The 24023-nt window shown below is 69.8% G+C and carries 25 protein-coding genes and 1 tRNA gene; 19 read left to right on the plus strand and 7 right to left on the minus strand.

The annotated features are described in order from the left end of the window. Nucleotides 1-7 precede the first annotated feature (7 nt). On the minus strand, nucleotides 8-1264 hold the full coding sequence (gene mrf, locus AC07EQ_RS35505; RefSeq protein ID WP_478392190.1) for a ribosome hibernation factor-recruiting GTPase MRF: 1257 nt from the start codon (nucleotides 1262-1264) through the stop codon (nucleotides 8-10). 97 nt (nucleotides 1265-1361) lie between these two features. On the opposite strand from mrf, the gene rpmB reads away from it, so the two are divergent. The 7 genes from rpmB to AC07EQ_RS35540 all read left to right on the plus strand — a co-directional run bounded on the left by rpmB (nucleotide 1362) and on the right by AC07EQ_RS35540 (nucleotide 6235). Further along, the gene (gene rpmB / locus AC07EQ_RS35510; RefSeq protein WP_358578807.1) at nucleotides 1362-1598 is read left to right on the plus strand and encodes a 50S ribosomal protein L28; all 237 of its coding nucleotides are present in this window, start codon (nucleotides 1362-1364) and stop codon (nucleotides 1596-1598) included. Further along, nucleotides 1598-1765, plus strand: coding sequence for a 50S ribosomal protein L33 (gene rpmG / locus AC07EQ_RS35515; protein WP_132492926.1), 168 nt, complete (start codon nucleotides 1598-1600; stop codon nucleotides 1763-1765). The genes rpmB and rpmG overlap by 1 nt, the downstream gene beginning before the upstream one ends. Nucleotides 1766-1951: 186 nt before the next feature. Continuing rightward, nucleotides 1952-2257: a 30S ribosomal protein S14 gene (rpsN, locus tag AC07EQ_RS35520; RefSeq protein ID WP_478392191.1), complete on the plus strand. Its 306-nt coding sequence runs from the start codon at nucleotides 1952-1954 to the stop codon at nucleotides 2255-2257. Between the two features lie 3 nt (nucleotides 2258-2260). After that, nucleotides 2261-2500, plus strand: a complete 240-nt coding sequence (rpsR, locus tag AC07EQ_RS35525) for a 30S ribosomal protein S18 (RefSeq protein WP_132492930.1) — start codon at nucleotides 2261-2263, stop codon at nucleotides 2498-2500. Between the two features lie 140 nt (nucleotides 2501-2640). Continuing rightward, nucleotides 2641-3321, plus strand: coding sequence for a 5,6-dimethylbenzimidazole synthase (gene bluB / locus AC07EQ_RS35530; RefSeq protein WP_478392192.1), 681 nt, complete (start codon nucleotides 2641-2643; stop codon nucleotides 3319-3321). Nucleotides 3322-3407: 86 nt separating this feature from the next. Beyond that, entirely contained in the window at nucleotides 3408-4892 is a 1485-nt protein-coding gene (locus tag AC07EQ_RS35535; RefSeq protein WP_478392212.1) for a GGDEF domain-containing protein, read from the plus strand. A gap of 179 nt (nucleotides 4893-5071) precedes the next feature. Further along, nucleotides 5072-6235 carry a hypothetical protein gene (locus AC07EQ_RS35540; RefSeq protein ID WP_478392193.1) on the plus strand — a complete coding sequence of 388 codons (1164 nt, stop codon included), beginning with the start codon at nucleotides 5072-5074 and terminating at the stop codon, nucleotides 6233-6235. A gap of 25 nt (nucleotides 6236-6260) precedes the next feature. Here the strand turns inward: AC07EQ_RS35540 and AC07EQ_RS35545 are convergent, their stop codons facing one another. After that, nucleotides 6261-8312: a hypothetical protein gene (locus AC07EQ_RS35545; protein ID WP_478392194.1), complete on the minus strand. Its 2052-nt coding sequence runs from the start codon at nucleotides 8310-8312 to the stop codon at nucleotides 6261-6263. A 142-nt stretch (nucleotides 8313-8454) separates the two neighbouring features. Between AC07EQ_RS35545 and AC07EQ_RS35550 the strand changes: the two genes are divergently transcribed. Beyond that, a tRNA-Arg gene (locus AC07EQ_RS35550) sits at nucleotides 8455-8527 on the plus strand. A gap of 534 nt (nucleotides 8528-9061) precedes the next feature. On the opposite strand, the gene AC07EQ_RS35555 is transcribed toward AC07EQ_RS35550, so the two are convergent. Beyond that, nucleotides 9062-9580: an RICIN domain-containing protein gene (locus AC07EQ_RS35555; protein ID WP_478392195.1), complete on the minus strand. Its 519-nt coding sequence runs from the start codon at nucleotides 9578-9580 to the stop codon at nucleotides 9062-9064. Between the two features lie 558 nt (nucleotides 9581-10138). Between AC07EQ_RS35555 and AC07EQ_RS35560 the strand changes: the two genes are divergently transcribed. The 6 genes from AC07EQ_RS35560 to AC07EQ_RS35585 all read left to right on the plus strand — a co-directional run bounded on the left by AC07EQ_RS35560 (nucleotide 10139) and on the right by AC07EQ_RS35585 (nucleotide 15654). Beyond that, nucleotides 10139-10390, plus strand: coding sequence for a hypothetical protein (locus tag AC07EQ_RS35560; protein ID WP_478392196.1), 252 nt, complete (start codon nucleotides 10139-10141; stop codon nucleotides 10388-10390). 468 nt (nucleotides 10391-10858) lie between these two features. Beyond that, the gene (locus tag AC07EQ_RS35565) at nucleotides 10859-11125 is read left to right on the plus strand and encodes a hypothetical protein (protein WP_478392197.1); all 267 of its coding nucleotides are present in this window, start codon (nucleotides 10859-10861) and stop codon (nucleotides 11123-11125) included. 529 nt (nucleotides 11126-11654) lie between these two features. Continuing rightward, complete coding sequence (locus AC07EQ_RS35570; RefSeq protein WP_478392198.1) at nucleotides 11655-12077, plus strand: hypothetical protein; 423 nt, start codon at nucleotides 11655-11657, stop codon at nucleotides 12075-12077. Between the two features lie 53 nt (nucleotides 12078-12130). Further along, nucleotides 12131-12574: a helix-turn-helix transcriptional regulator gene (locus AC07EQ_RS35575; protein WP_132488557.1), complete on the plus strand. Its 444-nt coding sequence runs from the start codon at nucleotides 12131-12133 to the stop codon at nucleotides 12572-12574. 10 nt (nucleotides 12575-12584) lie between these two features. Further along, nucleotides 12585-12995, plus strand: coding sequence for a VOC family protein (locus tag AC07EQ_RS35580; RefSeq protein WP_478392199.1), 411 nt, complete (start codon nucleotides 12585-12587; stop codon nucleotides 12993-12995). Nucleotides 12996-13263: 268 nt separating this feature from the next. Further along, nucleotides 13264-15654 (plus strand): ATP-binding cassette domain-containing protein, encoded by a 2391-nt coding sequence (locus tag AC07EQ_RS35585; RefSeq protein WP_478392200.1) that lies wholly within the window; start codon nucleotides 13264-13266, stop codon nucleotides 15652-15654. Between the two features lie 182 nt (nucleotides 15655-15836). On the opposite strand, the gene AC07EQ_RS35590 is transcribed toward AC07EQ_RS35585, so the two are convergent. After that, a complete protein-coding gene (locus AC07EQ_RS35590) occupies nucleotides 15837-16508 on the minus strand; it encodes a TetR/AcrR family transcriptional regulator (protein ID WP_397526017.1) in 672 nt (223 codons plus the stop codon). A gap of 98 nt (nucleotides 16509-16606) precedes the next feature. On the opposite strand from AC07EQ_RS35590, the gene AC07EQ_RS35595 reads away from it, so the two are divergent. Next, a complete protein-coding gene (locus AC07EQ_RS35595; protein ID WP_478392201.1) occupies nucleotides 16607-17167 on the plus strand; it encodes a GNAT family N-acetyltransferase in 561 nt (186 codons plus the stop codon). 119 nt (nucleotides 17168-17286) lie between these two features. Further along, nucleotides 17287-18078, plus strand: coding sequence for a methyltransferase domain-containing protein (locus AC07EQ_RS35600; protein ID WP_478392202.1), 792 nt, complete (start codon nucleotides 17287-17289; stop codon nucleotides 18076-18078). A gap of 58 nt (nucleotides 18079-18136) precedes the next feature. Here the strand turns inward: AC07EQ_RS35600 and AC07EQ_RS35605 are convergent, their stop codons facing one another. The 3 genes from AC07EQ_RS35605 to AC07EQ_RS35615 all read right to left on the minus strand — a co-directional run bounded on the left by AC07EQ_RS35605 (nucleotide 18137) and on the right by AC07EQ_RS35615 (nucleotide 19998). Then, nucleotides 18137-18349: a helix-turn-helix domain-containing protein gene (locus AC07EQ_RS35605; RefSeq protein WP_132488543.1), complete on the minus strand. Its 213-nt coding sequence runs from the start codon at nucleotides 18347-18349 to the stop codon at nucleotides 18137-18139. Next, nucleotides 18349-18546 carry a hypothetical protein gene (locus AC07EQ_RS35610; RefSeq protein ID WP_478392203.1) on the minus strand — a complete coding sequence of 66 codons (198 nt, stop codon included), beginning with the start codon at nucleotides 18544-18546 and terminating at the stop codon, nucleotides 18349-18351. The genes AC07EQ_RS35605 and AC07EQ_RS35610 overlap by 1 nt, the downstream gene beginning before the upstream one ends. Before the next feature lie 105 nt (nucleotides 18547-18651). Next, nucleotides 18652-19998 (minus strand): DUF3100 domain-containing protein, encoded by a 1347-nt coding sequence (locus tag AC07EQ_RS35615; RefSeq protein WP_478392204.1) that lies wholly within the window; start codon nucleotides 19996-19998, stop codon nucleotides 18652-18654. A gap of 278 nt (nucleotides 19999-20276) precedes the next feature. Between AC07EQ_RS35615 and AC07EQ_RS35620 the strand changes: the two genes are divergently transcribed. From AC07EQ_RS35620 to AC07EQ_RS35630, 3 genes are all read left to right on the plus strand, one after another. Further along, a complete protein-coding gene (locus AC07EQ_RS35620; RefSeq protein ID WP_478392205.1) occupies nucleotides 20277-21767 on the plus strand; it encodes a chlorohydrolase family protein in 1491 nt (496 codons plus the stop codon). Between the two features lie 133 nt (nucleotides 21768-21900). Continuing rightward, the gene (locus AC07EQ_RS35625) at nucleotides 21901-22593 is read left to right on the plus strand and encodes a GntR family transcriptional regulator (protein ID WP_478392206.1); all 693 of its coding nucleotides are present in this window, start codon (nucleotides 21901-21903) and stop codon (nucleotides 22591-22593) included. 14 nt (nucleotides 22594-22607) lie between these two features. Next, nucleotides 22608-23813 (plus strand): amidohydrolase, encoded by a 1206-nt coding sequence (locus AC07EQ_RS35630; RefSeq protein ID WP_478392207.1) that lies wholly within the window; start codon nucleotides 22608-22610, stop codon nucleotides 23811-23813. Nucleotides 23814-24023: the final 210 nt, after the last annotated feature.

Raw genomic sequence — 24023 nt, forward strand, 5'->3', positions numbered from 1 at the left:
GAGGCCGCTAGCGGCTGCCGGTCTCGCCGGTGGCGTCGGCGGTGGTCTCCGCCGGGTCGTCCCCGCACGGATCCGTGTGCCACTCGCCGAACGGGTCGTCGTAGCTCGCCCAAGCCCGCTCTCCCGCGGCGAGCTCGTCGTCGGTGAGCAGGGCGCGGCGCAGTGCGTGGACGATGTCCCGCGGATCGGCCTCGTGGACGATCACGACCAGCTCCTGCATCCGGTCGCCGTAGTAGTCGTCCCAGGTCAGCGAGGCCCTGACCTGCCGCTCGGCCGAGACGTCCGCCCAGTCGCCGGGCTCCAGCGCGGCCAGCCACGGCCCGGCGTGCGCGACGCCGAGTCCGCCGCCGGCCGACTCCAGCCACAGCGCGACGTCCGGCCGGCTGGCCACCCAGACCCGGCCGCGGGTGCGCACCACGCCGTCCAGCAGCACGTCGATCGCCTCGTGCAGCCGCTCCGGGTGGAACGGCCGCCGCTCCTCGAACAGCACCACCGACACTCCCGCGTCGGTGTCCAGCGACGGCTGGCCGCGCAGCAACCGGCCCTGCGGCCCGTCGACCGCACCACGGCGCGCGTCGGCGGGCACCTTCGCCAGGAGCACGGAAACGTCCAGGTCGTCCAGGTGCGCGGCGGGGGCGTTGGGCGTGAGCCGGGCGATCACCTCCTCGGTGCGCACCCGGTTCCACCGGTCGCCGGAGCGGCCGGCGAGCACGATGGCGTCGGCGAACTCGACCTGCCCCACCGCGACCTGGGCGACGGTGCGCTCGTCGTCCGCGCTGCCGCCGAGGCCGCGCTCGACGAGCTCCTCCTCACCGGTCGCGTCGGCCAGCCAGGTGGCCAGGTCGACGGTGGTGACGACGGCCCGGACCTCGACGTCGTCGACCAGCGGGCGGTCGTCCACCAGGACGTTCTGCAGCGCCCAGCAGATCGTTTCGGGTTCCAGCGCCGGATCGAGCCGCACGACGATCCGGGTCACGTCAGGCGCGGCGGACAGCCTGCGCAGCAGCGGCAGCATGTCGAGGCGCAGGGTGCAGGACACGCAGCCGTGCGCCAGCTCCAGCACCTCGGTGGTCTCGGCGTCTCCGTGCCGGACCAGGCGCCGGACCACGCCCTGGGTGACTTCGCGCAGGTCGTGGTGCACGAGCGCGGAGCCCGCCGGGTCTTCCCGCCACGCCGCTCCGGCCGCCGCCGCGACCTGTTCCGCGCGGATACCGGCCACCATGATCAGCGGAGTCCGCCGGTTCGCGGACGACTCGGTTCCCATCCCCACCTCAATCGACAACGGTTTTCATCTGACGCGGACACACGCTACCCTCGACGGCAGCAAAATGAAAATGGATGTCATTATCGAGAGGAAGGTCATGTCCGTCCGCTGCCAGGTGACCGGGAAGAAACCCGGCTACGGCAACCAGGTCTCCCACTCCCACCACCGCACCCGCCGCCGCTGGCTGCCCAACGTGCAGCGGAAGCGCTACTGGCTGCCATCCGAAGGCCGCTGGATCCGGCTGCGGGTGTCGACGAAGGGGATGAAGACGATCGAGAAGCAGGGCATCGAGGCCGTGGTGGCCGCGATGCGAGCGCGAGGGGAACGCGTCTGATGGCCAAGAGCACCGACGTCCGCCCGGTGGTCAAGCTGCGATCCACCGCAGGCACCGGCTTCACGTACGTGACCACCAAGAACCGCCGGAACAACCCGGACCGCCTGGTCCTGCGCAAGTACGACCCGGTGGCCCGCAAGCACGTCGAATTCCGCGAAGAACGCTGAATTCGGGTTTCGAGGCTCCATTTGCGTCGCGGTGCGGGAAGCGGCTTCGCCGCTTGCTTGGCGAGAGTCGCGGTCGAGCACGCCCCGCTGCCGATCTTCGTGTCCATGCACCTGCTCGTGAGCGTTGGTTCCGGTTCTTGCCGGAACTGCCGCTCACGAGCTTCGAGCAGTGAAAGGAACGGCCGAATGGCCAAGAAGTCCAAGATCGCGCGCAACGAGCAGCGTCGCGAGATCGTCGCCCGGTACGCGCAGCGGCGGGCCGAGCTGAAGCAGATCATCATCGCGCCCGGCAGCAGCCCCGGGGAACGCGTTGCCGCTCAGCGCGAGCTGCAGCGCCAGCCGCGCGATGCGAGCCCGGTTCGCCTACGCAACCGGGACGCCGTCGACGGGCGTCCGCGCGGCTACTTCCGCAAGTTCGGCGTCTCCCGGGTGCGACTGCGCGAGCTGGCGCACTCGGGCGAGCTGCCCGGCGTGACGAAGTCGAGTTGGTGAGCCGTGGTGCACAACGACCGGCGCAGCGTGCGCCGCAAGCCGAACCTGCTCCAGCGCGAAGGCGTCGTCCAGGTGGACTGGAAGGACACCGCGCTGCTGCGGAAGTTCATCTCCGACCGGGGCAAGATCCGCTCCCGTCGCGTCACCGGCCTGACCACGCAGGAGCAGCGCGAGGTGGCGCGGGCGATCAAGAACGCCCGCGAGATGGCCCTGCTGCCTTACCCCGCGAACGGCCGGAAATGAACCATTTGCCCAGGTAGATGCTCGTGAGCGTTGTGGATCGCCAGAGCGCTCCACAACGCTCACGACACCTGAGCAGGCAAAACCCTCCGCCGGTGCCCCTCGCCCCGCGACCCTCGGCGCCAGCGGCAGGATGGTCGGCGATGACGATCGCCGGACGAGCTTCCAAGTTGACCGACACCGCCCCCGCCGCCGACCTCTACGACGTGATCAACCGCCGCCGCGACGTGCGCCGGGAGTTCACCGGCGGCGAGCTCCCCGAACCGGTGCTGCGCCGCGTCCTGACCGCCGCGCACAGCGCGCCCAGCGTCGGACTGTCCCAACCGTGGGACTTCGTCCTGGTCCGCGACGACGCCACCCGCCGCGCCTTCCGCGAACACGTGCTGGCCGAGCGCAGCGTCTTCGCCGCCCAGCTCGACGGGGAACGCGCCGAGACCTTCGGCAAGATCAAGGTCGAGGGCATCGTGGAATCGTCGCTGGGCATCGCCGTCACCTACGACCCGAACCGCGGCGCACCGCAGGTGCTCGGCCGCCACGCGATCGCCGACGCCGGGCTGTACTCCGTGTGCCTGGCCATCCAGAACCTGTGGCTGGCCGCCACCGCCGAGGGCCTGGGCGTCGGCTGGGTCAGCTTCTACCGCGAGGAGTTCCTCCGCCGGCTGCTGGGCATTCCGCAGGGAGTGCGTCCGGTGGCATGGTTGTGCGTAGGGCCGGTGCGCTCCCTGGCCGACACGCCGGACCTGGAGCGGCACGGCTGGCGACAGCGGTTGCCGCTGGAACAGGTCGTGCACTACGACAAGTACGGACAAGGTCGCAGCCGGTAGCCTGGACGGCACGAAACCGCTCCGGCACGCGGTTCCACTACAAGTTGCGCTCCTGCGAGGACGCGGTGCTGCAGGATGATCCGCTGATGGTCGGCCACCTGCCGGCCCACGACCGCCACGTGCGGCTGTTGCTGGACTCCGGCCGCTTCGCCGAGGCGAATGCGGCGTTCGACGAGCTGATCAAAGCCGGGACCAGCGACGTCGGCGAGCACTGGAACCGCCCGACCGTGCTGGTGCACCGGGCGTCGCTGGCATGGCGGCTGGGACGCATCCCGCTCGCCCTGGAACTGATCGCCGAGGGCTGGACCGATCTCGACGTCGACCGCCCGGAAGGCCCCGCGGCCGCGCACACCATCAGCATGCTCGGCTACCTGCTGGAGACCATCGGCCACCGCGGCCCGGCGCTGGAGCTGATGACGCTGTCGGTGCAGATCGCGCGCGACTCCGACGACCAGGCGGCGCTGGCGCACTGCCTGAGCCGGGAGGGCAACGCGCGGGTGTTCCGCGCCGTGACCCACCCCGACGAGACCAGCAGGGCGCAGTTCGAGCTGGCCCGCGACCTGTTCGACGAGTCGCAGGAGCTGGCCAAGCCAGGGCAGGTGAAGCGCTCCTCGCTGGCCGGGTTCGCGCGGGCGCTGGCCGGGGTCGGAGAGACGGACGCCGCCGAGCGGACCGCCCTGGAGGCGCTCGCGCTAGGGCGCGGCGCCGACGACTGGTTCACCACGGCGTTGGCGAACTGGGTGCTTGCGGCGGTGCGCCGCGAGCAGAACCGGCTGGAGGAGGCCCGCACGTTCGCCAGCCGTGCCCTGGAAGGCGCCGAAACGATCCGCGACACCATGCTGATGATGCAGTTCTCCCTCGACCTCGCGGCGATCTGCGAGGAGCTGTCCGACCCGGTCGGCGAGTCCGCCGCGCTGCGGCGAACGGTCGCCGCGAGCAGCACGGCGGTGGACGTGCTGCAGGAGGGGCTGGGGCAGGCGTTGGAGCAGCGCCGGGTGGCGGTGCAGGCGCAGCGCATGGCGGTGGCCGCCCGCGAAGCCGCGCTGCGCGACCCGCTGACCGGCCTCACCAACCGCCTCGGCCTGGAGCGGCGCGCACCCGTGCTGCTGGAGAGCACCGCGGCCGCCGGCCGGGTGCCGTGGCTGTTGTTGCTGGACGTGGACTGGTTCAAGGACGTCAACGACCTCGCCGGGCACACCGCGGGCGACGTGGTGCTCCAAGAGGTCGCGAACCTGCTGCGCCGCGAATGCCGCGGCGACGACCTCATCTGCCGCTGGGCGGGCGACGAGTTCGTGGTGCTGCTCGTCGACGCCTCGGAGGAGTCCCGCGACGCCGGGCCGATCGTCGCCGAGCGGATCCGAGCCGCGGTGCAACGGCACGACTGGCGGCTGGTGCTCGGGCGGCTCACCAAGGCGCCGACGGTGAGCATCGGCGTCGCCGCGGGCCCGGCGAACCTGGAGCACCTGTTCGCCGCCGCCGACATCGCGCTGTACCGGGCGAAGCGGGCCGGGCGCAACCGGTGGGAGATCGATGGGGACCGGCCGACCGCGGACAGCTCGACCACGAGCTGAGGCGCACCCGGCTCGATTAGGATCGATCGCCATGTCCACCGCGCTGCGATCTCCGATCGACGGTTTTCCCCTGCGCAGCAAAGTAGAATCAACACCGGAAGCCCGGAAGCCCGGAAGCCCGGAAGCCCGGAAGCCCGGAAGCCCGGAAGCCCGGAAGCCCGGAAGCCCGGTGGTGGGCCATGTCGCCCGCTGAGCCGCAGCGGGCGGAGCGCTGGGACACCGCGCCGGTGGAGCGCCGAGTGCTCGGCGTCGTGCGAACCCTGACGACGCTGGACCGCCTGCTGGACGTGCTCCCGGTGCTCGCCGACGACATGCGGGTGGAGACGCGCTTCGCGGTGGCGGCGGGTTCGGAGTTCGCCGCGAACCTCACCGACCAGCTGCACCGCTCGCAGGCCCGGGTCGCGGATTGGGACCAGGTCGTCGGCAAGGACTTCGACCTCGCGATCTCGCCGAGCGGCAATGGCCGGCTGCACGAGCTGGAGATGCCGGTGCTGACGCTGCCGCACGGCGCCGGGCACCACAAGCTCCGCGCCACGGAATCCGGTGTGGCGGAGGAAGTTTCGGGCTTGTCCGCAGCGCAGCTGATGCACGGTGGCCGGGTGGTTCCGGCGGTCGTCGGCCTCTCCCACCCGAGCCAGCTGGTCGCGCTGCGGCGCGACTGCCCGGAGGCGGTCGCGCGCGCCGAGGTGATCGGCGATCCCTGCTTCGCACGGCTGCAGGTCAGCCTGCCGATGCGCGAGCACTACCGCGCGGCCCTCGGCACCGGCCGGCGAAAACTCGTGGTCCTCGCCTCGACCTGGGGCCCGCATTCGCTGTTCGGCAGGCAGGGCGGGCTGGCCCGGGAATTGGTCGCCGCGTTGCCCGCCGATTACCAGGTCGCCCTGGTGCTGCACCCGAACATTTGGAGCAGGCACGAGGGCCTGCAGATCCGGACCTGGTTGCAGACCGCCCTGAGCGACGGGCTCGTCCTGGTGCCCAGGCTGCGCAAGTGGCAGGCCGCGCTGATCGCCGCGGACGTGGTGATCGCGGATCACGGCTCGCTGTCGTGCTACGCCGCAGCGCTGGGAAAACCGCTGCTGCTAGCGGCTTTCGGCACCGACGAGGTGGTGCCCGGCTCCCCGATGGCGCTGCTGGGCGAGCGGGCGAAGCGCCTCGACACGACCGGAGATTTGCGGGCGCAGATCGACGCGGCGCGACCGGTCCCCGACCACCAGCAGCTCGCGGACCTGGCCTTCCAAGACCGCGCCTGCGAACGGCTGCGCGGCCTGATCTACCGGCAGCTGGACCTCCCGGAGCCGCCGTGGCCCGCCCGGCCGGCACCGGTCGACCTGTTCCACTCGTGAGCTGTTCCGGCAAGAACCGGAACGATCACTCACGACCGAGCTTGTGGGCCACCCGCTCCGCCTTCGGGCTCTCCGCCCGATCGTAGATCTCCAGTGCTTCCGCCAGGCATTCCCGCGAACCCGGCTGCCCGGTCGCGGCGAGCGAGTCGGCGAGCAGCTCCAACGGCTCGGCGAGGTCGAAGGAGGCCTGCCGTTCCCGCGTCGCTGCGATGACCTCGCGCAGCACCGAAACGGCCTGCTCGTGCTGCCCGAGCGCCTGGTGCGCCCGAGCCGTCGCGACCCCGATCCGGCCGGGAGTCCGCTTGTCCTCGGGGAATTCCGCGAGCCGGTCCAGGGCGGTCCGCAGCAAGGCCAGGGCCTCATCGTGCCGACCGAGCCCGGACAGCGACTTGCCCGTCAGGTATTCCTGCAGCGCCATGCCGCGACGCCGCCCCAGCTCCTCGTTGAGCCGCCGCGCCCGCTCGAAGTTCCCGATGGCCTCGGCGAATTCGTCGCGCGCATGCAGCACCTTGCCCTGGAACTCCAGCGCGGAGGCAAGGATTCGCCGGTGCCCGGCCTGCTCGGCAGCGGCGACCGCCTTCGCGCACTCCTCGTGCGCCTCGTCGAGTTCGCCGCACTCCATCAGCAGCTGACCGCGCAGGCTCCGCATCCGCGCTTCCGCAACGGGGTCCTCGATCGCCGCCGCGGACTCGATGGCCGATGCCAGCGCAGGCAACGTGTCGGAGTAGTGCTTGTGCTGGTTGTGCAACGCCCACAGCGGACCGTCGCAGAGCGCGATCACGTCGACGTGCAAATCGCTTTCGCCGGCCAGTCGCACCATGCCGAGGATGTTGACGCGCTCGCGCTCCAACCATTCCAGCGCTTCTTCCCGCGTGCCGAACGGGTTCTCCCCGTCGACCTCGTCGTCCACGACGCGGAGCCGGCTGGGTTCCATCACCATCCGATCGGCGAACGCGCCCTGCCGCCGGTACCACCCGACGAGGCGCCGCAACGCGTCGTCGCGCTTCGCGGCGCCAAGCGCCCGAGCGGCTTCGGAGGCGTGTTCTCCCACGAGATCGTGAAGGAGGAACTGCTCTTGGTCGTTCTCTTCCACCAGACAAGTCCTGTGCAGCTCGGCGAGACGGGATTCGGCATCGAACTCGGCGAGATCGGCTAACGCCGCCACCGCCCCCGCCGAGAACACCGCCCCGGGGAACACCCCCAGCCACGCATAAAGCTCCGCTTCGGCCCTCGAGAGCTGCTCGACCGCCAGGTCGAGCGCCGCGAACGCCTCGTGGAGGTGATCGCGCCGCCTCCGCTTGTCGGACAGTTCCCGCACCGCCCGGGCGATGCTCCAGGACGTCCGGCGCCGGAGCATCCCGGCCACCAGGCGGAGGACGTGAGGCAGCTTGCCGCACCGGTCCACGAGCTCCGCGGCAGCGACCGGATCGGCGTCGATCCGCTCTCCCAGACCACTGCGCCGCAGGTAGTCGAGGGCATGCCCGGGTTCGAGCGCGGTCAGGCGAATGGGCCGAACGCCGTCCAGCACCAGGTCTGCGGCGTCGTGGTGGCTCGTGCAGAGCACCACGCTCTCCGCCGAGGCGGGCAGCAGCTTCGCAACGTGCGCGAGATCGCCCACGTTGTCGAAGAAGAACAGCAGCTTCCGGCCTTTGGTCTTGGTGCGCAGCAGGGCGATCTTGTCGTCGTCCGACAGCGGAATCCGGTCCCCGGCCACGCCGAGGGAACGCAAGCAGTGCTCGGCGGCCTCACCGAGCGACCGCTGGCCGAGCCCGAAGTCGAACCGAACCTGGCCGTGCTCGAACGAGTCGATCACCCGGTGCGACCAGTAAGTACCCAGGGCGCTCTTGCCGACCCCGCGGATCCCGCTGATCACGGCGCACCCGGCCCGAGCCCCGCGCGCCTCGGCGAGCAGCGCGTCGAGCGCCTCGCGCTCCGGCTCCCGGTCGACGAAGTTGACCGGCTCCGGCAACAGCTGCCCGGGCGCCTCCGGCGCTTGCTGCTCGTGGAAGTGCACGTCGCCGTGGATGGCCCCGGCCTGCACGAGGTTGCGCACCGGACCGCTGTTCTCGTTGCCCATACCCACCCCAGTGGCGCCGAACGGTAACGATCACCCGACGATACGCGACGGAAGCCTGCGACAGGCGGGACGCAGGGGACGCCAACCGGGTGTCAGACGACCCCGGCGAGCCAGGTACGCTCCGAGTGAGGTCGAAGACCAAGCCCTCGTAGCTCAGGGGATAGAGCACCGCTCTCCTAAAGCGGGTGTCGCAGGTTCGAATCCTGCCGGGGGCGCAAGCACGGTCAGCCTGCTGACCTGCGGCGGGACGCCAAATCGATGATCTTGGCGCTCCCTTCGGATCCCCCCGAAGGGAGCAAAATGGGAGCATGCTCCCCGTCGCGGGCTGCGGCGACCGCCGCCCACCGCTCGGGTTCCGCCTCGGCCAGTGCGCGCACCGCCGCGGCGATCGCATCGGAACTCAGCCCATCCGAAATCGGTTCCGGGCCGCCGATGATGTCCCGCACCTGTGCCCAACGGGCATCCGCGGGGTCTCACCTGCCCAATTAACGAAGAATTCGGCGCAGTTGGAGATGTTGTGGGCATTCAACGCGGATGACTTGATGGGGTTCATCGAGCGGGTTATCTCGGGCCGTGTCCTGTTGGAGGCCCTACCCTCCACTCCCAGCACCCTCGCAGTGACGAGCGGTTCGGCTCGGGTAGCGATCTCCGACCCGAACCGCTCTGTCACCAATCCTCTCGCCACCCGGGAGCTCAATTAATGAACCCCGGCAAGGTGAACGCCGGCGCGGTTCTTGAGTTTCCTCTTGTCAGAGTGTGTCCTTGACCTTGATCTGGCCGCTCTGAACAACCCACTTCTGGTTGGGGTGATTGTCGTTGCATCGCCAAAGATGCGGCTTGGTGCCGTTGGCGCGGCCGTGTGTGGTGTCCAGGCACATCTCGTTGCTCGTGCCCATGGTGTCCTCGACGACGAGTTGGCCGTTGCGCACGACCCATTTCTGATTCTTGTGGTTGTTGACGCATCGCCACATGTGCGGCTTGGCGCCGTTGCTGCGGCTGTGCGTGGTGTCCAGGCACAGCTCGTTGCTCGTGCCGATGGTGTTGGCAAGCTTGATCTGGGCGCCGTCGATCACGAACATCTGGTTGGCGTGGTTGTCACGGCATCCCCAGAGGTGCGGATTGACGCCGTTGGTGCGGCTACCCGTGGAATCCAGGCACATCGCGTTCGGGGCCGGGGTGGCAGTGTTCTGTTCCGCGGACGTCGCAGCAACAGCAGGCAGTGCCACCGTCGCGGCCAACGAAACAGCGGCGGTTCCGACGACTGCCATGCGGGAAATGAAAGGACTGAACGAACTCACTTCGTTTGATCCCCTTCTCGGATAAGGCTGGCCGCAACCTGGCGCAACCAGTTATCGGCCGTGCGTGAATTGCCACTCCGTGCGTGACGTCGGCAAGATTATGCGATCAAGGTCAGTTCCACGCCGGCGGATCAGCGCAACGAACCGAGGTTCACCCGGTAGAACACACTAGGGCGTCTGAACGGAGAAGGCGGTAGCAAAATTGTGAATCTGTCTCCGCTTCTGGTCGTGTCGTGAACACAGCACCCCACGGCCGAGTCGCCCGCCGCGACATCGCGTTCAAGGCCGAGCACCTGCGCCTCGAACCCCACTGTCCCCACGTCCTTGCAGGATCCGCCGAGCCACGTGGGCTGCGGCGCCCACGGCCTGATCACGGTGTGTCTTGGGGTGCGGTCCGGGTGACCGTCCCTACGGTGAATATCTCGACCTGGCGGCGGGATAGGGGTGGCTGTTAGGTGCCGATTCGGTGCTCCGCCGGTTATCTCGTTTCCTGCAAGAACACAGGATCCAGGAGGGAGAACACTAACCGTGGTTCGCATTCTTGTCCGGTTCATGCCGGCACTGGCCGTACTGGCCACCACGTTGGGGGTCGCACCCGCTGCCCGGGCCAGCGTCGATGGCTGCATCGACTATGCCGTCGAACATGGCGCCAACGAACACCTCGCGACGTTCGCCTGCCACGAGGACACCCTCACAGGCTGCTACCGGATCTTCCGCGACAACTACGGCCCCCAGCAGTGGGCCCTGGACGCCTGCAAGCGCCGCACCGCCATCGCCTAGCCCATTCCCGCCCCTTCGGCAGAGGCTCGGGTCTGTAACGGCAACGGAAACACTGACGTGGCCGTGTACGCATCCGGCGGGACGGTCGACGGCACGCCATGGACAACCCGTCCCCTGGTAGAACACCAGGCCACGGCACCGCTCGGGTTCCGCCTCGGCCAGTGCCTGTACCGCCTCGGCGATCGCATCGGAATTCAGCCCGTCCGGTCTGGCGCGGCTGAGGACGAGCGCCGCCTTTGTTGGCCAGCCGGGGTTTTCGGCCGCGGCAATCAGGTGGGCGGGTAGTCGCGCCGTTTGGAATGGCTTGGGCGAGCATGGTGTTGTCGTCGCCGGTCGTCAGCCCGTCCGGGAGAGCACTTCGGGCGAACCCGTTGCCCGAGAACGCTTTCCGTCGGCATGTTCCGCATCGAAATTGCTACGGTTTCGGTGAAAGCGAAGGTTGACCCCTGGTGCTAGTGGAGACTCTTGATGTTTCGTAGGCGTGCCGCCGGTTTCGGCGTTGCCCTGGTCGCATTCGGCGCTGCGGTTTTCATGGCGGGACCGGCCTCGGCCAGTCCGGTCACCGAGGCCGTCGCGCCCAAGGCCGCCGCGCAGGCGTCCTACACCGTTGTTGCGACATGGCCCGGAACCGGAGATGAACAAGCCCACAATTGCGAGGTGTTCAGGGCGACCTTCTTCCCCAACGGGGAATGCATGTTCTACAACGGCAATACCGAATTGCGGGTCCCCGAGTAACAAGCACCGCAGTTGGGAGGGCGCAACGCCGTGACCACCCCGCGGGCGGGTGGCCGGCCCCGGCGCTTGTAATCGCTGATGCGTCGTTGGTGTCACCGCTGACCGCAGTTGCAGCACTAAGCCCGCGCACAACGAACAGGCCCCTACCCGGGATCTCACCGGGTAGGGGCCTGTTCTCGTCCAGCTCGTCGTAGCTGCCGGGCCGCAAGAGTTCTTCGCCATGTGGGATTCCGGGCGAGAGCCCGAGCTGTGGTGATTCACGTGCCCCTCGGCTTCGCCGGCCTTCAGGTTCGCCAGGTAGACGACGCAGGCTCGTCCTTCGGGGCGGCGGCGTCCTCGCACCTCGATCCGACGACTCCGGCAACACGATCATGGGAACATCCGGCCGGTGCCGGCCTCGTGGGCTGCTCGGACAGGTGACGACGTTGGACTATTGGGTGAAAGCACCTCGTCTTCGTTGTCGCGGCCTTCGGGGATCAGTTGACTCCGCCGTGTTCCCGAGCATTCCCCAGGCTTAAGGAGCTTTGTCATGCATGCTCTGCATCGCGGGTTGATAGGTGCCACCACCGCCTTGGCCGCCGCTGTGCCGATGGCTACGGGCGTTTCCGCTCAGGCGGCGGTGAAACTCGATGACCCCAGCGCTCTGCTCGAACCGTGCTACCAGTCGGTCACGGTCCGCAACGATGGTGCTTTCGCCGTCGCGTTCACCGTTCGTGCCGAGAACAGCGAAGAGTTCTCGACCGAATGGACGTCCTACTTCGGCCGGTCGGAAGCGAGAACTCTCGACGCCGATGGCGTGGGGGTCGGCGAGTACACCCCGGTCCACGTCCAAGCGGTCGCCGCGTTCGGAAGCCCGTTCAGGAGCAGGGACTTCTCCTTCTGCCGCAATGGGCGCACCAAGCTCGTCGAAGCCAAGGGCACCGCTGCCAACCCGTGGTTCGAGGACCGCTGACGCACCGCGTTCGCGTTGCTCCGCCCGGCGTCGCGTGTGGCACGATTCCGCAGGTGACCAGCAGACCATCCGAGGCTCAGCGCTTGAGCGACCTCGCCCGGCTCCGTCGCGTTCGCGACCGGATCGACCGGGAGTACGCGCAGCCGCTGGACGTCGAGGCGCTCGCCCGCGACGCGCACATGTCCGCCGGGCACCTCAGCCGCCAGTTCCGGCTCGCCTACGGGGAGTCGCCCTACGGCTACCTGATGACACGGCGCATCGAGCGCGCCATGGCGCTGCTGCGGCGCGGCGATCTCAGCGTCACCGAGGTCTGCTTCGCGGTCGGCTGCTCGTCGCTGGGCACCTTCAGCACCCGCTTCACCGAGCTGGTCGGCATGCCGCCCAGCGCCTACCGGAACGAGGCCGCGCGCGCCACCGCCGGGATGCCGTCGTGCGTGGCGAAGCAGGTGACCAGACCGATCAGGAATCGAGAAGCGCGGTCACCTGGCCGCACATAGCCTGACCGGCATGGACATCAGCATTCACTCGACCTTCCTCCCGCACGAGGACCCGAACGCGTCGCTGGCCTTCTACCGCGACGCCCTCGGCTTCGAGGTCCGCAACGACGTCGAATACGGCGGGATGCACTGGATCACCGTCGGTCCTCCCGGCCAGCCCGGCACCTCCATCGTGCTGTTCCCGCCGGCCGCCAGCCCCGGCATCACCGACGACGAGCGCCGCACCATCTCCGAGATGATGGCCAAGGGCACGTACGGGATCATCGTGCTGGCCACCAAGGACCTCGACGGCACCTTCGAGCGGCTGCAGGCCGGCGACGCCGAGGTCGTCCAGGAGCCGACCGAGCAGCCCTACGGCGTCCGCGACTGCGCCTTCCGCGACCCCGCCGGCAACATGGTCCGCATCCAGGAACAGCGCTGAGCCTCCGGCCATGACCTGCGCGGACGATACCGTGGAGGAGCCCGCGCGCGGCGCCGGCGGCGACCTCCCGGTGGCCACCGGCGCCGCGCCGCACCCGGCCTGAGACGCCGGCACCGGACCTCGCGCCGAGCGCGGCCGGGCCGCGCCACCCCGAACGACACCGCAGGTCGGACCGCACCCACTTCCGGACTCGACGCTGATCGGATCGAGCCAGGCGACGCCGAGGGAGACCGCGAACGCGGCCCCCGCCCGACGAGATGGAGACACGATGAGCAAGGCCACGAGGAAGGACGCGCAGTCGCCTGCGCCGCACGCCGCCGACAGCCACGAGCTGATCCGCGTGCACGGAGCGCGCGTGAACAACCTCAAGGACGTCAGCATCGAGATCCCGAAGCGCCGGCTGACGGTGTTCACCGGCGTCTCCGGCTCGGGCAAGAGCTCGCTGGTGTTCAACACGATCGCCGCCGAGTCGCAGCGGCTGATCAACGAGACCTACAGCGCCTTCCTGCAGGGCTTCATGCCGACGCTGGCCCGCCCCGAGGTCGACGTGCTCGAAGGCCTGACGACCGCGATCATCGTCGACCAGCAGCGGATGGGCTCCGACCCGCGCTCCACCGTCGGCACCGCCACCGACGTCAACGCGATGCTGCGCATCCTCTTCAGCCGGCTCGGGAAGCCGCACATCGGCTCGCCCCAGGCGTTCTCCTTCAACGTCGCCTCGATCAGCGGCGCGGGCGCGGTCACGATGGAACGCGCCGGACGGACCATCAAGGAACGCCGCAGCTTCAGCGTCACCGGCGGCATGTGCCCGCGCTGCGAAGGCCGGGGCACGATCAACGACATCGACCTCACCCAGCTCTACGACGACTCCAAGTCGATCGCCGAGGGCGCGTTCACCATCCCCGGCTGGAAGTCGGACAGCTGGTGGACCGTGCGGACCTACGCCGAGTCGGGCTTCCTCGACCCGCACAAGCCGATCCGCAAGTTCACCAAGAAGGAGATGCAGGACTTCCTCTACCGGGAGCCGACCAAGGTGAAGGTCGAGGGCGTGAACCTCACCTACGAGGGGCTGATCCCGAAGATCCAGAAGTCGTTCCTGTCCAAGGACAAGGAGTCGATGCAGCCGCACATCCGCGCGTTCGTGGAGCGGGCGGTCACCTTCACCACCTGCCCCGACTGCGACGGCACCCGGCTCAGCGAGACGGCCCGGTCGTCGAAGATCGGGCGGATGAACATCGCCGACGCCTGCGCGATGCAGATCAGCGACCTCACCGAGTGGGTGCGGGAGCTGGCCGAGCCGTCCGTGGCGCCGCTGCTGAAGGCGCTCCAGGACACCCTCGACTCGTTCGTCGAGATCGGGCTCGGCTACCTCAGCCTCGACCGCCCGACCGGCACGCTCTCGGGCGGCGAGGCGCAGCGCACCAAGATGATCCGGCACCTCGGGTCGTCGCTCACCGACGTCACCTACGTCTTCGACGAGCCGACGATCGGGCTGCACCCCCACGACATCCAGCGGATGAACACCCTGCTGCAGCGGCTGCGCGACAAGGGCAACACCGTGCTGGTCGTGGAGCACAAGCCGGAGGCGATCGCGATCGCCGACCACGTCGTCGACCTCGGCCCGGGGGCGGGCACCAAGGGCGGCGAGGTGGTGTTCGAGGGCACCGTCGAGGGACTACGGGCAGGCGGCACGCTCACCGGGCAGCACCTGGACGACCGCGCGTCGCTGAAACCGTCGGTCCGGAAGCCGTCGGGGGCGCTCGAGGTGCGCGGCGCCGGCACCCACAACCTGCAGGGCATCGACGTCGACATCCCGCTCGGCGTGCTGGTCGCCGTCACCGGGGTCGCGGGCTCGGGCAAGAGCTCGCTGATCCACGGCTCGGTGTCCGGGCGCGACGGCGTGGTGGCGGTCGACCAGACCCCGATCCGCGGTTCGCGGCGGAGCAACCCGGCGACCTACACCGGGCTGCTCGAACCGATCCGCAAGGCGTTCGCGAAGGCCAACGGCGTGAAGCCGACGCTGTTCAGCGCCAACTCCGAGGGCGCCTGCCCCAACTGCAACGGCGCCGGTGTCATCTACACCGACCTGGCGATGATGGCCGGCATCGAGACCCCCTGCGAGGAGTGCGAGGGGAAGCGGTTCCAGGCATCGGTGCTGGAGCACCACTTCGGCGGTAAGGACATCAGCGAGGTGCTCGCGATGTCGGTGGCGGAGGCCGAGGAGTTCTTCGCCGAAGGCGAGGCGCGCCTCCCGGCCGCGCACAAGATCCTCGACCGGCTGGTCGACGTCGGGCTCGGCTACCTCCGCCTCGGCCAGCCGCTCACCACGCTCTCCGGCGGCGAGCGGCAGCGGCTCAAGCTGGCCACGCACATGGCGGAGAAGGGCGGCGTCTACGTGCTCGACGAGCCGACCACCGGCCTGCACCTCGCCGACGTCGAGCAGCTGCTCGGCCTGCTCGACCGGCTCGTCGACGCCGGCAAGTCGGTGATCGTCATCGAGCACCACCAGGCGGTCATGGCGCACGCCGACTGGATCATCGACCTCGGTCCCGGTGCCGGCCACGACGGCGGCCGGCTCGTCTTCGAGGGCACGCCCGCCGACCTGGTCGCCGCTCGCGCCACCCTCACCGGCGAGCACCTCGCGGACTACGTCGGCTGATCGTCCTCATAGGACTTCCCTGGCCCGTTCCCGGGCCGGGGAAGTCCTTTCGTCGACGTACGACCGCAAAGAACCATTTGCAAACACCTCTTTGCGATCGGTCGCGCCGCTGGGTCGCACCCGAGGCGACCAGGTGATCACCACCGACCACATCAGCAAGTGCTTCGACCACCCGGTGCGCCTCACCCCAGGCGGGCTGTTATCCCGTCGAGCAGGTACTCCAGGCCGCGGCGGAAACTGCTGTCCCAGTCCGCGTCGAGCACGTCCATGTGCGCTGCCAGGGTGGGGTAGCGCTCGGCGTTGCCGCGCAGGTGCTCGTGGGCCGCCCGTCGCACCGCAGGCTCGTCCTGCGTGCGCCAGCCGACCTGGTTGGTCGCGCACCCGATGACGTAGTTGGACAGCGCATAAGCCGAAGCCATCAGCTCCGGCGCGCGCAATCCCGCGTCCACGAGCAGCGCGTGCAGGTATTCGGTGCAGGCCAGCGCGTTGGGACCCATCAGCGGTCGCCGCCCCAGCAGCACGGCCGACCACGGATGGCGCAGCAGCATCGCACGCCAGTCGGTGAGCAGCCGCACCAGCTCGCCCCGCCACCCCGCCGCGCCCGGGGCCAGGTCGACCTCGGCGAACACCGCGTCCAACGCCAGGTCCAGCACGTCGTCCTTGGTGTCGACGTGCCAGTACAGGGTGGTCGCCCCACTGCCGAGACGACCCGCCAGCCGCCGCATCGTCAACCGGTCGGCCCCCTCGGCATCCAGCAACGCCACCGCCTCGGCCACGATCCGCGACCGCGTCAGCGGCGCCTCCCGCGCCGGGCGCGACTCCCGGAACCACACACTGGCGACCTGCTCGCCCATCGACACCCCCCGCTCCTCACCGCCCACACTAGTACGTCGAACCAGTACTCGAACAATGTTCTAGAGTTGTGCACATCGTTCCCGAATCGGAGGTAAGCGTGTCCCTGGCCCTTCCCGAGTCCGGACTGACCGACGGCACCGTGACCGTCCGGCACCTCACCGACGGCGACGCCGAGGACTTCGCCGCCGCCACCGCCGACACGGCTGTGCGCCGATTCGCGCACCTGCCCAGCCCGCACTACACCCCGCAACTGGTGCGCGAGCAGATCCGCGGCGTCATCGCCGACGGCCTCAGCAGCGGGAACCTCGCCGTGCTGGCCATCGCCAACGCCGCCGACGACCGCTTCCTCGGCTCGATCACCCTGTTCGACGTCCAGGGCCAGAGCGCCGAAGTCGGCTTCTGGCTCGCTCCGCACGCCCGCGGCCTCGGCGTCGTCCAGCGAACGGTGGGCCTCATCGCCACCTGGGCGCCAACCCGGGGCATCACCACGCTGCGCGCCCGCACCGAACAGGACAACACCGCCTCCCAGCGCACGCTGGCGCGAGCCGGATTCCGGCTGGTCGACGGCCCGAGCCCGCAACGCGCACCCAGCGGCGAGACCATCACCGGCCTGACCTACCAGCGCACCGCCCACACCGAGCCAACGACCGACCACTGACCAGCCCCGCCGCCGGCGGTGTCGGGATGTCGCTGCTGCTTTCGGCCCGGTGAAGGGAAATCCGCCCCCGGCCGTGACCGGCGGCCGCAAAGTCCCTGGCCCGACCGGGGGTTCCGTGCTTGGCTGAGCGCGTGGACTGGGTGCGGGAGTTCTATTCCAGGACCGGATCCTGGTGGGCGAAGGCCGACGCGAAGGTCACCGAGCGGGACCATCGCCGCGTTCGCCTGCTGCGCCGCCACGGCGGCCCGGCGGAGCGGGTCCTGGAACTCGGGTCGGGCTACGGAACGACGGCCGCGGCGACCGCCCGGGCCGGGTACGCGGTGACCGCGGTCGAGATCAGCGATCGCGCGGACTCCGCCGACGCGCTGGTCGCGGACGTCGCGCCGGGTTCGCTGACCGTGCACAAGGCCGACTTCTTCCAGGTGCGGCTGGACGAGCGGTTCGACGTGATCAGCTACTGGAACGGCTTCGGCGTCGGCTCCGACGCCGATCAGCACCGCCTCCTGACGCGGATCGCGTCGGAGTGGCTGCGGCCGGGCGGCACCGCGATGATCGACGTGTTCAACCCCTTCGTCTGGGCCGGCTGGGACGGCGACGAGGAACACCGGATGCCCGATCCCGCGGCGGGCTACCACTACGAACTCCGCGAGCGGACGAGTTTCGACCCGGTCACCTGCACCGCCACCGATACCTGGTGGGAAGCCGCCCGTCCCGACCGCAAGATCAGCCAGCACCTGCGCTGCTACACGCCCGCGGATCTCGCGCTGCTGCTGACCGGAACCGGCCTGGCGCTGAGCGGAATCGTCGCGGGGGATCGCGAGCTGCCCCTCTCGCCGAGCCCGGGCTTGCACGCGCTGCTGCGGGAAGAGCACGAATACGTCGCGATCCTCCGGCACGAAACCAGCGGCTAGCGACCGGTCGGCCGGCGGCCTGGTTCGGCGGAACTACGATTCCCGGTGGATTCCGCTTCTAGCTGCCGTCGGGAACCCAGCGGAGCACGTCGCCGGGCTGGCATTCGAGCGTGCGGCAGATCGCGTCGAGCGTCGTGAACCGGACCGCCTTCGCGCGGCCGTTCTTCAGCACCGCGATGTTGGCGGGCGTGATGCCGACGGCGGCGGCGAATTCGCCGACCGACATGCCGCGCTTGGCGAGCTGGACGTCGAGGTCGACGATGATCGCCATCAGATCACCTCGGCGATCTCCGACTGCAGATCCGTCGCCTTGCGCAGGAGGCTTCGCATGACGACGACGAGCATCGCGAACAACGTCCCCACGCCGACGCACGCGACCGCGGCGGCCAATGCGCTGATGACGTCCACGCCGTCGCCCGGAGTGGGGATGGTCGCCACGGACAGATGCCCGGCGGTCCCGATCGCCATACGGGACCCGCCGGCACAAAGACGCCGGGGTCGTGAGTGCTTTGGTCCGCCATAGCAGTCCAAAACGCCCACGACCCCGGGGGCGACTTGCTCTGTCCTCTGTGGTCAGAGGTGGAGGACCGTCTGGCCCAGCGCCGCCGCCGCGAGGAACGAGGACGAGTAGGTCAGCAGTGCGACCAGGACGACCTTCCAGCTCAGCTGGCGCAGCGCCTGGATGTCGCGGCCCAGTGTCAGGCCGATCAGGGCCAGGCCCGGGAGGCCGATCAGCATCACCTTCATGTTCTCCATCAGGTCCGCCACCAGCGGGCCGGTCGGGAGGAAGTTCGCCGACAGCAGCGTGCCGATGCCGAGCACGAAGACGCTGGCCGGGACCATCGGCACCAGCTTCGCCAGCCGGACGCACACCCACGTGAGGACGAGCAGCACGACGATGCCCACCGCGTCCTTGATCTCGAAGGAACGCGTGCCGATCGCGCTGGCCAGCAGCCCGCCGGCCCCGACGACGACGTAGGACAGCAGCGTCAGGCTCGGGGTGAGCTTGACCTCGGGGTCCTGCACGACCTCAAGCACCTGCTGCTTCTTCTGCTTCTTCGGCTTGGCGGCGGCGCGGCGCGAGTTGCCCTCGTCGTCGCGGCCGAACACGCGGCTCCAGAAGGCGTAGAGCCGGCGGCACAACGGCAGCGCCAGGAAGACGCCCGAGTAGAAGCCGACGATGTTGGTGACCAGGTTGGACAGCGCCGCCAGGGCGGCGATCTCCGCGGCCTGCTCCGGGTAGATCAGCGACAGCGCGCCGACGCCGCCCAGCATCATCGAGCCCGAGCCCAGGCCGAGCCCCAGGGCGAGCGCGAGCGGGTGGAAGATGCCCAGGCCGCCCATGAAGCCCGAGAGCAGCGAGACGTACAGGGCGCCGAAGACCGATCCGATCAGCCAGACAGAGAACACGCCCCGGTATTCCGGCGACCGGACGCCGAAGCGCTCGATCGCGAACGCCAGGTAGGACTCGCGGTCGATCGACCAGGTGGCCCCGATGGCCGCCCGCCCGAGACCCAGCGCCACCGCGACCGGCAGCGCGAGCAGGACCGTCCCGAAGATGTGGCCGACCTCCTGCAGCAGGATGGCCGGGCCCAGGTTCTGGAACTTCGCCAGCGAGGGGCCGATCTCGGTGCCGAGCTTCGCCAGGAACAGCAGGATGCTGATCTCCAGCATCACGGTCGCCACCGAGCGCGTGGCGCCGGAGACCGGTCGCCAGCGCTGGACGCCGATGATCGCGCCGATCAGCACCGCCCAGATGATCGGGAACAGCGCGATCGCGGCCGGCCCGACCTGGAACTTGTACTCGCCGATCAGCACCGAGACCACCGAGATCACGGTGGACAGCACGATCGCGGTTATCCAGTTCGCACGGGTGATCGGTTGCTCCGTCGCGGACGTCGTGCCGGTGCTTTGGTCCATGGCTGCCTCCAGGGCACGGTCCGTGAATTGGACCGGTCGGGCCTAGCTGGTATACCGACGGGAGGGTAGAGAGCTGTTCCCGGAATGGCCAGATCGGACGAGCGAAGAGTTACCTCGGCTTAACATTAACCGATCTAGCTAGGCCTTTATCGCTACGGAACGCCCCGTGGCCGCCCCGTTCGGTCAGCTCCATCTAAAAAGACCGTTCGCACTTGGTATGCCAAATGCTAGTGTCGGGGCACTTCCAGGCCACCGAGAACCGAGCCCGAGGAGATCCCATGCGCACGCGTTGGCGGGCCAGCCACATCCTCGCCCACCAGGACGGACACCACGCGCTCCTGCGCGACGGCGAAGTGGTCTGGGAGGACGACGTGATCGTCCACGTCGGCCACGGCGTCGACGGGCCCGTCGACGCCGAACTCGACCTCGGCGAATCGCTGGTGCTGCCCGGCCTCATCGACCTGGACGCCCTCACCGACATCGACCACCTGGTGCTCGACGCCTGGCCGACGCCGGAGCGGGCCGACGGGCTCCAGTGGTCGCTGGACTACTTCCAGCACCGCCGCCGCGACGTGTTCACCCCCGAAGAACGCGCGACGATCCGCGAGTACGCTCTGGTGCAGCTCGCCCTGCACGGCATCACCACGTACATGCCGATCGCCTCGGAGATCCACAGCTCGTGGGCCGAGCCCTACGACGAGCTCGTCACCATGACCGAGACCTCGCGCAAGCTGGGCCTGCGCGCCTACCTCGGGCCCGCCTACCGCTCGGGCGTGAACGTCGCGCTGCCCGAGGGCGGTCGAGACGTGGCGTTCGACGAGGAACGCGGGCGCGCCGGGCTGCAGGACGCGGTGCGGTTCCTCGACCACGCCGCCGGGCTCGCCGACCCGCTGGTGACCGGCGTGCTCCTGCCCTGCCGCATCGAAACGATCACCGAAGAGCTCATGCGCGAGACCGCCGCCACCGCCCGGCAGCGCGACGCGATCGTGCGGCTGCACTGCCTGCAGGGCCTGCTCGAACGCGACCTCGTCGAGCGCCAGCACGGCGTCACGCCGCTGGAGATGCTCGAACGCACCGGGCTCCTCGACACCCACCTGCTCGTGCCGCACGGCCTGGTCACCGACCGGCACCCCGACGTCCACGGCGAAGACCGGGGCGACCTCGCGAAGCTCGCGGCGGCGGACGTGTCGATCGTGCACTGCCCGCAGACGTCCCTGCGCTACGGGAAGGTGCTGCACACCTTCGGCACGTACCGGGACGCGGGCATCAACCTGTGCCTGGGCACCGACTCCTTCCCGCCGGACCTGATCCGGGGCATGGACGTCGGCATCCACCTGGCGAAGGTCCTGGAAGACCGGCTCGACGCCGCGCCTGCCGAGGACTACCTCGACGCCGCCACCCTCGGCGGCGCCCGGGCGCTGGGTCGCGGCGACCTCGGCCGGCTGGAGCCGGGCGCGCAGGCCGACGTGGTGGCGTTCCGCATCGACGACATCCGCGACGGCGTGCTGGACGACCCGGTGCGCACCTTCCTGCTCAACGGAACCGCGCGGCAGGCGACGCACTCGGTCGTCGCGGGCCGGACCGTCCTGGCGGACTCCCGCATCCCCGGCGTCGACCTCGAAGACCTGCGGAAACGCGCGCAACTGCTGTTCGAGAAGATGCGCGAGGCCTACTCCGAGCGCGATGTGCGGCGGCGGCCGGCCGCGGAGCTGTTCCCGCCGACGTACCCGGCGTTCACGCCCGAACCGACCGGGGATCCGGTGGGATGACAGTTTCAATTGAAACTGCGGTCACCTGGCGCTCCCGGCGGAGGTTTCAATTGAAACCGCCGACCACCGGGGTGGCGTTTCGCCCCGGTACGTGTCGGGGCCGGGTCCGCGTCACCGCGCGTAGGGTCGGCCCATGACCGGTCCAGCTGCCACCGATCGCCGCCAAGGTCCGGACCTCGGGCCGTCCACCGCGGTCCGCGCCGCGGACGAGATCCGCCGCCGGATCTTCGCGGGTGAGTACGCGCCCGGCGACCGGCTTCGCGAGCGCGATCTCTCCGAGGCCCTCAGCATCTCCCGCATCCCGGTGCGCGAGGCGCTGGCGCGGCTCGAAGCCGACGGCTTCGTCGTGGCGTCGCCCCGCCGCGGCGCCACCGTCCGCGCCCTCACGCTCAAGGACGTCGACGAGCTCTTCGACCTGCGGCTGAGCCTGGAGGTGATGGCGGCGCGCCGGGCCGCCGAAGCCGTTGCGGCGGGCGGCGGCGGAACGCGGCTGCGGGAGCTCATGGACGCCGCCGAGGACGCGACGCGACGCGGCGACGCCGACGAGATCCCGGCCGCCAACACCGCGTTGCACGCCGAGATCGTCGCGATGACCGGGAACCGGATGCTGGAGAACGCGCTCAAGCCCTCGCTCGGGCTGATGCAGTGGCTGTTCACCATGACCTCGGATCGCGACATGCGCGTCCAGTGCGCCGAGCACAAGGACATCTGCCAAGCCATCTACGCGGGCAACGCCGATCTGGCGGCGGCACTCGCGTTCTCGCACATCGAGCTGGGCCGGGCGCCCTCGCTGGCCAGCCTCGCCGACGTACTGCCCGAGACGTGACCGACGGAGAGCCAATGCTGATCACCAACGTGCGTCCGTGGGGCGGCGAACCCTCGGACATCGAGATCCAGGACGGGCGGATCACCGCCATCACCCCGCACGCCGCGGCCGCCGACCGCGCCGACGCGGTCGACGGCCGCGGACGGCTCGCCCTGCCGTCGTTCTCCGACGTGCACTGCCACCTCGACTCGACCCGGATCGGCCTGCCGTTCCGCCCGCACACCGCCGGCCCGGGCATCTGGCCGATGGTCATGAACGACCGCGAGAACTGGCGCGACGCCGAGTGGAGCGTCGCCGAACGCGCCACCTACACGCTCCGCCGCATGATCGAGCAGGGCACGACCCGCGTGCGCAGCTACGCGCAGATCGACGCGGACTGCAAGCTGGAGCGGTTCGAGGGCGTGCTGGCCGCGAAGGAAGCGCACCGCGACCGCTGCGACGTCGAGATCATCGCGTTCCCGCAGGCCGGCCTGCTGCGGGAGGAGGGCGTGCCGCCGCTGATCGACGAGGCGCTTTCGTCGGGCGCCGCCGTGGTCGGCGGCATCGACCCGTGCACGCTCGACCGGGATCCGGTGCGCCACCTGGACGTCCTGTTCGGGCTGGCGGAGAAGCACCAGGCGCCGATCGACGTCCACCTGCACGAGCCCGGCGAGCTCGGGGTGTTCTCGACCGACCTGATCCTGGAGCGCACCCGCGCGCTCGGCATGGCGGGGCAGGTGACGATCTCCCACGCCTACGGCCTCGGCAGCGTTTCCGAGGCCACCACCCGGCGGCTGATCGCGGAGTTCGCCGAGCTCGACATCTCGATGGCCACCGTCGCGCCCGCGCGGCACCACTCGCTGCCGCTGGCCGAGCTCACCGCCGCCGGTGTCCGCGTCGGGCTCGGCGAGGACGGCCAGCGCGACTACTGGTCGCCGTACGGCAACGCCGACATGCTCGACCGCACGTGGCAGCTCGCGTTCACCAACCAGTTCCGCGCCGACGAGCTCATCGAGCACTGCTACGCGGTGGCCTCCCGCGGCGGTGCGTCGATCCTCGACCGCTCGCTGCCGCGCGTCGCGTCGGTCGCCGACCGCCCGGGCCTCGCCGTCGGCGACCAGGGCGATCTGCTGCTCGTCGACGGCGAAACCGTGACCTCGACCGTGATGGACCGCGGCCGCGACCGCACGGTGATCCACAACGGCCGTGTGGTCGCCGACGGCGGAAGCCTGACCGAGTAAGAGCCGCCGGCGGCGCGGTGTGCCCCGCCGCGCCGTCGGCCCCGCGTCACCCAGGAGCGCGTCCCCGGCGGCGTTTTCGCGCGAAACCGGCGTTCGGCACGCGTGGCCGCGCCGGTTTCGCGCAGTGATGATGTGGGTGGTGATCGTCCGGGGCGTCTGACTCGGTTTCGCGCTGACGCCTGTGGGTTGTCTTGGTTTCGATCTGTCGGC

The sequence above is a fragment of the Saccharopolyspora sp. NPDC045839 genome (genome assembly GCF_056431645.1).